We start from the raw sequence: 10,303 nt of genomic DNA, 5'->3' as shown, positions 1-10,303 counted from the left end.
CTTTTTCAACGTTATCTGATATTCTTTGTTTTCCTATATTTAGAGTTCCTTGATTGCTTGGAATTAATATTACAGCAGGAAGTACTTGTCTTGTATATCTCTCGATAGTTTCTTCTATATTCTTAGCTACGTGCTCTGTAACAAAGATTACTGCATAACCTGTCATTGCAAGCTTATCAATTGTTTTTCTAGCTTCTTCATCTTCAACTACAGGGAAAACATCTATTCCAAGAGCTTTGAAAGCTAAAACTGAATCTTTATCACCTACAACTCCTATTTTCTTATACATATCCATCACGCAGCCTTTCTCTTATTACTTCCTTAGTAATATTGTTTAATTTACCAACCATGATAGTTCTTATTTGCTTTATTTCATTCTCTTTAACATACATATATGTTAAAACTGGCTTTAAACCTTTAGTTACTATTTTAGCTTCCTTCATTATACTCATTATGTGATTATCAATAAGCTTTTCAAATTCACTAACTGATGAAGTCTCTATGTAACTAGCTATACCTTCTCTTAGTACTTGTGAATATTCTTTACTACTTAAGTTGTTTGGAATATTTTCGATTGTATCTAAGTATAAACTTCTAAACTTACTTGCATCTATACTACCACCTGGTACTATAGCATCTAAAAAGAAGTTAACATTTTTATCTTGCTTTTTAGCTCTTAATAATGTTTTGACATTATTTAAATCTATAAGATTAGTAAGATATCTATCTAAAGCCTTATCTTTTATATTTTTCTTATTTGCAATTTCATGAATATTAGCATATAAGTATTGATCTGCGATTAAATCTATAAATTGAGGATCATTAGTTTCCTCAAACTTTTCAAATATTTTTCTTAAGCACTCTTCCATTTTCTTAGGAAGTCTACCAAAATCTTCTCCATTTATTGCAGATTTTAAATCATTTACTCCTACCATACCAACTGGTATTAGCATTTGGGAAAAATCTTTATCTAAGATTTTCCCCTTAACTAACACTTTTATGTTATGATAGTCATATTTTAAGGCCATAACATCTATGATTTCTTTTAAAGGACTAGCTTCATACATAGTTTTATACAATCTAACTAACTCATTTGATAAAAGAATTTCATAATCATCTGGTCTTCTTACTTCATTCATAAATGCTGCATACTCTGTTTCTTGTAGAACTTTTAATGCACCTTCTGAAGTGTTTGCATCTATCATTCTTTCTATTTGAGCTTTATCAAGGAGTTTCTTTTCGTATACTCTGATTCTAGGAATTAATTGCAAAAATTGCATTGAATCCATTCTTCATCCTCCTTAATCAAATAATACTTTATTCACCTCAAACTCTAACTCTCCTCTTAAAGAGTTAATTAAAGCTTCAAAGGTATTATTTATTTGTATTCCATTTCTATCTAATATGAAGCCACCATTAAATTTGCCTTCCATATTTAATGTAATACTTCCTTTTTTTCCTTTAGATTCAAGTTCTTTATTTAATGCTTCCAAGAACTCATTGCTAAATATATCTTTATCTTTTTCATTGATTATAATAACTTCTGTTCCTTCTAACTCTAAAGAATCTAAAGTTGAAATAACATAATACTTATAATCTCCATTAGAAAGATTTTGTAACTTTTCTATAGCTTCGTTAAATACTTTTGATATAACGTCTTGCTTAACTCTTAACATATCATTTCTTACTGATAATTTAGCATTTGAAATTATTCTTGCTTTTTTAACTTCTGCTTCTATATTAGCTTTAGTTATTATTTCTTCTTTATCCGCTTCTGCTCTATTAGTTTTCTTAGATATTATTTTATCTTTTTGGGCTTCAGCGTCAGCTAATATATACTTTTTCTTTTCTTCAGCATCATTTAGAATCTTGGAAGTTAAATTGTTTAAATTTGACATTCCTTTCACTTCTCCAATCTTTGCTTACTATTATTTTATTACGCTAGCACCATTTACTAATAAGAATGATATAACGAATCCTAATAATGCATATGTCTCAACCATTGCTGCGAATATGATACCTTTAGTATTGTGCTCTGGTTTTTTAGCTAATATTTGTATACCAGCAGCTGCTGCTTTACCTTGAGATATTCCTGACCATAAACCTGCGATAGCTATTGGTAAACATGCAAATAATAAGTATAATCCTTTTGCTAATGAAGCGTCTCCATTACTAATTTGGTTAAATACTAAGAAACCTATAACGAATCCATAAAGACCTTGTGTACCTGGTAATAATTCAAGAACTAATGCCTTACCAAACTTTTCTGGTTCTTCTGTTACTAATCCTGCTGCTGCCTCACCAACGATACCAACACCTTTAGCTGATCCTATACCTGACATACCTACAGCTAAAGCAATTCCTAAAGCTCCAAATATTAATCCTCCATAATTTGCCATAAAATATGAAATCCAGTTTTCCATAATTTAATTCCTCCTGAAAATATAATGTTTTTTTATTTTAATTTAAATTTAACTGTTATTATTTATTTTTTTTTACTGTTATAAACTTGTTTATAGTTTTGAATGGTGTAAATGCCTTTCCACCACCTTCATAGAACTTTGAGAAGTACTCAACGTACTGTAATCTCGCTGTATGAACATATGCTCCTAGTAATGATAAAAGCATGTTAAATGTATGAGCCGCTAAGAAGAATAGTGGTCCAATTACTATAAGTGCTATTCCTGGGAACATACCTATTATTAGGTTAAGTGCAGCTGCTATTGATCCACCTGCAATACCTAATGCCATAAGTCTTGTATAGGATACTAAGTCTCCTACATATCCTGTTATACCATATAATGCGTATAATCCTTGACCTATTTTTGCACCTTTTGTTTCCTCATCTCTACCTTGTGTTGCTATTATGATGATTGATCCAACTATAGATAAAATTTTACCTACTAAGCTTATAGGACCATCAAAGAATATCATTGGAAGACCTATTAAAAGCATAACCCATGATCCAACATCGAATAATGCATATAAATACTCACCATTTCTTATAAGCATATATGCCTTAATAAATAGTCCAAAGAATATTTGTATTACACCAAATCCTACTGATAACATAAGTAGTAAATTCGTATCTTTACTTGGATTTATCAATCCAAACTTAAGTTCAAATCCAAAGGCAGTACCAAATATTGCTCCTGCTACTGTTGTAGCTAAGCTTAGATACATAAAGAAATTAACAAATTTCTTTTGTCCTTCGTCTAAATTGAAGAACTTAAGAGCTAATAACGTTCCTAAGAATAATACTATTCCATATCCCATATCAGCAACCATCATTCCGAAGAATATTAAGTAGAAAGGTGTTAAAAATGGTGTAGGGTCTATTTCATCATATCTTGGTAAACTATACATTTCAGTTATAGAATCAAATGCTGATGCTGGTCCTTTGTTATGTAATTTAACTGGAACTTCTGCAACTTCTTCTTCTTTAACTTCCTCAAACTCAAGATAATACATATCTCCTACTGAATTTTTTATAACTTCCTGTAAATCATTTTTATCATTTTCAGGAACCCATCCTTGAATTACTACTACTTTATCAGTTTTTAAGAAGTTTTCACTTGCTTCTTTTCTAACCATAATATTGCTGTAGTATTCAAAAGCTAATTCTAAAGTTCTTTTTTCTTCTCTGTAATTTGAAAGTGTAGCTTTTAAATCTGCTTTTTTGTTTTCTATATCTTTTATTTCAGATTTAAACTTTTCTAAAAGAACAGAAATTTCTTCAGTGTATTTGCTTTGAAATGCTGAGAAACCAAATTGCTTTAATATATCATCTATTTTTTCGCTATCTTCCTTCATTCCCATTACAAAGATGTATGAATCCTGGTCAGTATCAGAAATAACTTCTATATAACTTTCCTTAAATTCACTTTCGATTTCATTCTTCATATTTTCAAGATTTTGACTTGAAATTACTCCTAAGAATGTAACTACTTTTTTCAAATTATTTAATTCACCTAATGGAGCATCGAAACTTTGCCATGGCTCTAAGATTTCTATTTCACCTATAAGCTTTGTCTTTTCATTTTCTAGAGTAGCAAGCTCTCTCTCCATGTTCTTAACCTCTGAATAAACCACTTCCCAGTTGCTATTTTCAACTTTCGTTTCTAATTCATCTAAAGTTAAGCTTTCTTTACCAGCTTTTAAAGCTTTTATTCCACCAAATTCAGGAACAAACTCTTTTAAAAAGTCTAAAGCTGATCTTGTTTTTGAAACATTCTCTTCAATATGTAATGCTTCAGAATCTAAATCATCCTTATTAAGAGACTCAAAAACTTCATTGCTTTCAACTTTTTCTTCGCTTTGTAGGTTTATAAACTCAACCTCTGAAGAACTTTGAATTTTTCTAAGAAGCTTCTCTTTCTCTGATTCAAAGGCAAGTAAGGTGAATTTATTCATCTTAACTATTGCCATTAGTTTTCACAATCCTCTCAATAATTAAATTTACTGCATCATTAATCTTATCTCCTGTAAGATTTGATACCTCAGCACATTTTCCTTTGCCTTCAGAAAGTATTATTTCTGCTTCTTTCTTTCCAGCATCTTCTGCATTATTCATAATTTCTTTTGCAACATTTTTAGCTTCAGTTATTATTTCATTATATCTCTTATCACCTTCAATTGTTGCATCTGAAATTATCTTTTTGCTTTGCTCATGAGATTCTTTAATCATTTCATCAGCTTGCATTTCCACTTTTCTAATTTCTTTTATTGCTTCTATTGCCAAAGTTTCACCACCTTTATATAAGGAATTTTTATAAAATATATATTAATACTTTATATAGTATTAATTAACCCTTAATATTAATTATACATAAAAATCAACTTAATTCAACACAATTTTATTATTGTATACAATTTCATAACCTTTTATTCAAAAATCTACATTGCATTTTTTGAATAAATTGTTAATTCAATTGATTTTTAAAAAGTTGCACATCAATATATATTTCATATTAAGACTTCTATTATGCATATAATTAAAACTATTTATTTACTTCCATAAAAGAATCATAACTAAAATTCATTTCATCAAAAATTAAATATTTATGTTCATATTTAATTTCCCCATTTTTCATATAATTAATTATATCAATTTCAAATTTTTCTATGTGAGACTTTTTATAAGGCAATTCTCTATTAAACATATCCTTTATTTCTTGTTCTTCATCCTTTGTAATTGTTCTAATAAGAAAATCTGGTAACCATCTCTTCTTGTTGAAACATAAATAATCTAGTTTTAAGACTTCTTTTAATAAATTTTCATCATCCCCTTGAAGTTTTTCATTATAAAATTCTAATAATAGCTTATAATATTCAACATTTCCTATACTTTTCTTGAAATTTCCTTTTTCTTCAAAGAACATAGCTAAATCACAGTAAAAATCAAAAGGTTTTTCATATATATCTAAGAAAAACTTAATTACATTGTTAAATTTACAGGAATTATAATATTTATCCACCATAGCCTCTACTTTTTTAAGAAGTAATAATTCTTCATAACTTATATCTTTGCTTCTTATTATTTCATATGGTGCATATGGTGAGTAAACTATTCCCCACTTTTCTGCTTCTTCTCTCATAGATGAACCTTTTAATAATTTTAAGAAGCCAAGTTGTATTTCATCTGGTCTTATTGCATGAACATCATTAAATGAATTTTTGAATGATTCTAAATTTTCTCCTGGTAGCCCTGCTATTAAGTCTAAATGTTGCATTACATTATTATAAGCTGCAACCTTTAAAACCTTGTCTTTTATATTTTCATATGTAATATATCTATTTATATTATGTAAAACCTCATTGTTAGTAGTTTGTACTCCAACCTCTAATTGAAATCTTCCTTTTGGAGCTTTATTTAAAATTTCTATTTGTTCCTCTGTTAAAAGGTCTGCTGCAACCTCAAAATGGAATCTTGTTTCCGTATCTTGTTCACTTAAGTATTTAAGAAGTTCAACTGTGTATTCTCTATTACAGTTAAATGTTCTATCAACAAACTTAACTAACTTTAATTTTTTATCCATAAAATATTTTAATTCTTTTTTTACTCTTTCTACATCTAAGAATCTTACTCCATGCATTACAGAAGAAAGACAGTATTTACATTTAAATGGACAACCTCTTGATGCTTCATAATAAACAATTTTATTATTTATATCCTCTTCATATGTGTATGGGAATATTAATTCATTCATATCCATTTGAGGTCTTTCAGGATTTTTTATAACCTTATCATCTTTTTTGTAATAAATACCTTTTATATCCTCTAATTTCTTTTCCCCTAACTTATAAAGGACAAACTCTCTAAATGTATGTTCCCCTTCACCTACTATTACGTATTCCCCTTTATGATTTTCTAAGAATTCTTTTCCTTCATAAGAAACCTCTGGTCCTCCATAAAGAATTTCTATTTTAGGATCTACAAGTTTTATAAGCTCTGCTACTCTGTTTACAAACTCCATATTCCATATGTAACAGGAGAAAGCCACCACATCTGGTTTCTCCTCGATTATACCCTCTAATATATTCTCAACTCTATCATTGATTGAAAACTCCTTTATATCACCTTGGAAATCTAAATCCTTTGTGAATGCTTTCAGATACCTCACAGCCAAGTTGCTGTGGATATACTTTGAGTTTATTGCTGTCAGTAGTATCTTCATCTTTTATACTTCCTCTCTTTATTGCTTTCATGAAAATTATTTTATCACAAACTCTAGTTTCTTGTATTTCGAAATATTTTTCAAGTGTTTTTTTAGTATTCTCTATATTAAACTCACTAGATATACTATTATCTATGAACTTTATTTCTTTTTCTTCCCCATTAGGCATAATTACATTTATTTTATCATTTACCGTTTCCTTCTTATTTTTTTCCCTATCCCAAAGGTATAGATTTCCTCCAAATCTGATATTATTCCATATATTTTTTAAAACATCATCCATATTTTTTTTATTTATTTGACTTAGTGAAAAAAATAAAACTCCATTGTCATATTGATTTCTATATTCATCATTAAAATCTTCCACATAATAATCAACACTTATTTCATCCTCAGTCTGTTTTAATATATTATAAATAATTCCATAGTTGTCTATACCTACATCTAATGTGTTACCTTTAAAATTTATGTTACTCATATCTAACATAACTTCTCTAATCATAAAACCACTCCTTTTTCCCAATTTATTCCATTATACATTTAAAGAGTAATTCTTTCTATACTTAAAAAGAAAAAATTACTCTTAACTTTTATTTAAATCTTCTTATTCTTAAATTCAAGAAAAATTTAGTTATTAAAATAGCTATTAATATACTATTTATTAATATTAAAAATATATATGATTTTACTTGTAATTCACTTTTCTTATAATTACTACTTAATTTAAATAATACACCTTCATTTCCATCTATTATATATAAATCCCCCCCTATTATTTTAATATCATCTATATAGGCCTCACCCTCAAGAAAAGCTATTTCTTTTTTTTCTCCTTCTTTTAAAAGCTTAATCAAAGCTTTTTCTTTATCATCAAAAAATATAAATGAATCCTTATTTCCAAATTCCCCTTCTCTGTCTATTGTTAATGAATTCATAGCTCCAACCTTTGTATTTTGATAAATAGGTTTAGGCATTATATAACTTTTATGTTCATCTGTTATAAAGTTAACCTTCGGCTTGCCCTCTTCTCTAAATTTAGGAGAGTTTACAGGATCTCCTCCACTATAATCTGGCCAACCATACCATGTTTTCTCTCCTTTCAATTCATACAAATAATCTGTATCACCACTTAAAGGACGATACCCACTTTCCTCTATGCCCCCAATCACTGCAAATATTTTTCCTTCACTATTATAGTCAATACCTTTTACATTTCTTAATCCATATGAATATATATTTTTTTCATTTTTCTTTAAATCCACTTCTATCACTGAAGCATTCCCTAGTATATTTCCTTTTATCTTTTGCCCTTTAAAAGTTTTTGTATTAAATGGAACAAAAGCTCCTTTTTTATTATCATCATAATTTCTTCCATTTAAAATAATATCTAATGGTGGAACATCCTCTATTCCTTCTTCAAAATCAACAATCCCTGAATTTGTTGAGGAACCTATAGTAAGATATAAAATTCCTTCTCTTAAGAGTATTTTTGTATCTAATCCATTTACTCCTTTATTAGGAATATTTTCTATGAATATTTTTCCTTCCTTACTAACTAAATCATGAGTAGAAAGTTTTCCTTCCATAGAATAATATAGTTTTCCTTCGTAATATTCTAAGTCTAAAATCCTCCCTTCTTCCTTAATTTCTAATCTCATATTTCCACTTTTATCAACCTTAAAAATATTGTTTTCCACAGCTAAATATAAATTGTTTTCTTCATCACTACATATAGCCTTAGCTCCTTTAAGTCCCTTAAGAATTAATTCCTCATTAAACTCTTCGCTTTTAATGTATTTACCATCTTTACTTGTAAAAAAACAAATTAAAAAAGATAATAAAATACTAATCAAAAATATACCTAAAAATTTTATACCATTTTTCATATTTTCTCTTACTACATCCCCCTTATTTCTTCTTAAATATATAGAAGTAACTTATTAAATTCACTCCTATATAATGAATATTTAACATAACTTATGAATATTCATTATTATTGAACTTTTAATAAGGTGGTGATTCATTGAGTAAAGATGATTTTTATAAAAACTCCTTTATGCTTACAGCCTCAAATTTAACAACAGGGGTATTAGGTTTTATATTTTCAATGTACCTCTCTAAAATACTAGGACCTGAAGGAATGGGGCTTTATGGTATTATAATGCCAATATATAATTTGTTTATATCTATTATGACAGCTGGAATTATAGCTGCTATTTCAAAGATAACAGCTGTTTACTCAGCCAAAAATGATTATAATAATATAATTAGAACAATGAAAGTTGTGGCAACATTTAATTTTATATGGTGTTTTATTATAGGATTTTTTGTATTTTTCCTTTCTCCTATAATAGGACATTATTGGGCTAAGGATCCTAGAATAATAAAATCAATTATGGTAACTTGTCCAGCCATGATATTTATATCACTTTCAAATATACTAAAAGGATTTTTCTATGGCACCTCTAAAATAACAGTTCCTTCTTTTATAGATATTTTAGAAAAATCTTTGCGTATTTTAGTTCTTGCTATACTTATATTTATATTTAATGCAAAAACCTTAGAATCATTAGTTACCTTGGCTTATCTAGCACTTTGTTTAGGTGAACTTCAAAGCTTGATTTTACTTTTTGGATATTTTAAATATACAATTAGTAAAAATCCAAGGAAACATACTAAAGGTGAAAGTAGGGCTCAGTTGCTTTTTGATGTTTTAGTAACTTCTGTTCCTCTTTGTTTAAATGGCTTTTTAATGAGTATATTTGGCGTTATTTCCACATTACTCGTTCCTAAACGTCTTATGGTTGCTGGATTCACCTATTCTGAAGCATTAGCTTTGATTGGAAAGTATTCTGCAATGGCAATGTCTATTGTAACTTTTCCATTAATAATTGTTTCTTCAATAAATACAATGCTAATACCAGACCTTTCTCAAACACTTAGTAAAAAACATTATTATTCTGCTGCTAAAAGGATTAGAGATGTTATAAAAATAGCATTTTTAATAGGTATTTGTACCACAGTCATTGGAGTATGTATTCCAGATACCTTAGGAAAAGTTTTTTTTGGAAGAGATGATTTAGGAGAATATATTAAAATTACCTCTCTAATAATGCCTATAGTATTTGTGTCTAACACCATGTATGGAATATTAAACGGATTAGAAAAACAAAATATAATTCTTAGAAATAACATAATAATTGAAATATTAGAGTTAAGTCTATTATTTTTCTTAACAGCAATACCTTCAATTAATATTTATGGTTATGCAATTACAATGCTTATAGTTTCATCCTTATCACTTTGTTTAAATATGTATGAAATTTACAAGAATATAAATATAGGACTTTCCCTCTCTAATTTTTTCATATACATTTTAACTGGCCTGTTAACTTATATTTGTTTAAGCCCTCTTTCATTAACACTTTCTTATTTAGATTATAGAATTCAAGCTTTAGTTATAAGTTCAATCTCAATAGTAATATTTACACTTCTAATACTTAAGGACAAAATACTTTATAAATTTAAAAATAAATCAATTAAAGTCTCATAAAAATTAAGCTTTATCAAAAAACTTATAAAACATAAATTAATTTAATGTTTTATTGTTTTTGATAAAGCTTTTT

General features: G+C 27.8%; 10 protein-coding genes. 1 reads left to right on the top strand and 9 read right to left on the bottom strand.

Annotated elements, in window-relative coordinates; translation table 11 throughout:
- From Q1K13_RS09990 to Q1K13_RS09950, 9 genes are all read right to left on the bottom strand, one after another.
- On the bottom strand, positions 1-295 hold a 295-nt coding region (locus tag Q1K13_RS09990), incomplete at its 3' end, for a V-type ATP synthase subunit F (RefSeq protein WP_300346977.1).
- Positions 282-1,289 (bottom strand): V-type ATP synthase subunit C, encoded by a 1,008-nt coding sequence (locus Q1K13_RS09985; RefSeq protein WP_300350288.1) that lies wholly within the window; start codon positions 1,287-1,289, stop codon positions 282-284. The genes Q1K13_RS09990 and Q1K13_RS09985, both read right to left, overlap by 14 nt.
- 12 nt (positions 1,290-1,301) lie before the next feature.
- Complete coding sequence (locus Q1K13_RS09980; RefSeq protein ID WP_300350285.1) at positions 1,302-1,898, bottom strand: V-type ATP synthase subunit E; 597 nt, start codon at positions 1,896-1,898, stop codon at positions 1,302-1,304.
- A gap of 30 nt (positions 1,899-1,928) precedes the next feature.
- A complete protein-coding gene (locus Q1K13_RS09975) occupies positions 1,929-2,423 on the bottom strand; it encodes a V-type ATP synthase subunit K (protein ID WP_300350282.1) in 495 nt (164 codons plus the stop codon).
- A gap of 58 nt (positions 2,424-2,481) precedes the next feature.
- A complete protein-coding gene (locus tag Q1K13_RS09970; RefSeq protein ID WP_300350279.1) occupies positions 2,482-4,428 on the bottom strand; it encodes a V-type ATP synthase subunit I in 1,947 nt (648 codons plus the stop codon).
- Positions 4,415-4,741: a V-type ATP synthase subunit H gene (locus Q1K13_RS09965; protein WP_300350276.1), complete on the bottom strand. Its 327-nt coding sequence runs from the start codon at positions 4,739-4,741 to the stop codon at positions 4,415-4,417. The genes Q1K13_RS09970 and Q1K13_RS09965 overlap by 14 nt, the downstream gene beginning before the upstream one ends.
- A 259-nt stretch (positions 4,742-5,000) precedes the next feature.
- Positions 5,001-6,677, bottom strand: a complete 1,677-nt coding sequence (locus Q1K13_RS09960; RefSeq protein WP_300350274.1) for a B12-binding domain-containing radical SAM protein — start codon at positions 6,675-6,677, stop codon at positions 5,001-5,003.
- Positions 6,577-7,179 carry a hypothetical protein gene (locus Q1K13_RS09955; protein WP_300350271.1) on the bottom strand — a complete coding sequence of 201 codons (603 nt, stop codon included), beginning with the start codon at positions 7,177-7,179 and terminating at the stop codon, positions 6,577-6,579. Before Q1K13_RS09955 ends, Q1K13_RS09960 begins: the two co-directional genes overlap by 101 nt.
- An 88-nt stretch (positions 7,180-7,267) precedes the next feature.
- Entirely contained in the window at positions 7,268-8,563 is a 1,296-nt protein-coding gene (locus Q1K13_RS09950; protein WP_300350268.1) for a PQQ-dependent sugar dehydrogenase family protein, read from the bottom strand.
- A gap of 137 nt (positions 8,564-8,700) precedes the next feature.
- Here Q1K13_RS09950 and spoVB point away from each other — a divergent pair, with 137 nt between their 5' ends.
- Positions 8,701-10,230 (top strand): stage V sporulation protein B, encoded by a 1,530-nt coding sequence (gene spoVB / locus Q1K13_RS09945; RefSeq protein ID WP_300350265.1) that lies wholly within the window; start codon positions 8,701-8,703, stop codon positions 10,228-10,230.
- The last annotated feature ends 73 nt before the right edge of the window (positions 10,231-10,303 follow it).

The sequence above is a fragment of the Clostridium sp. genome, assembly GCF_029267215.1.
Classification (GTDB): Bacteria; Bacillota; Clostridia; order Clostridiales; family Clostridiaceae; genus Sarcina.
The sequence above is the reverse complement of the archived record's forward strand: the minus strand, read 5'-3'. Positions and strand labels throughout refer to the sequence as shown.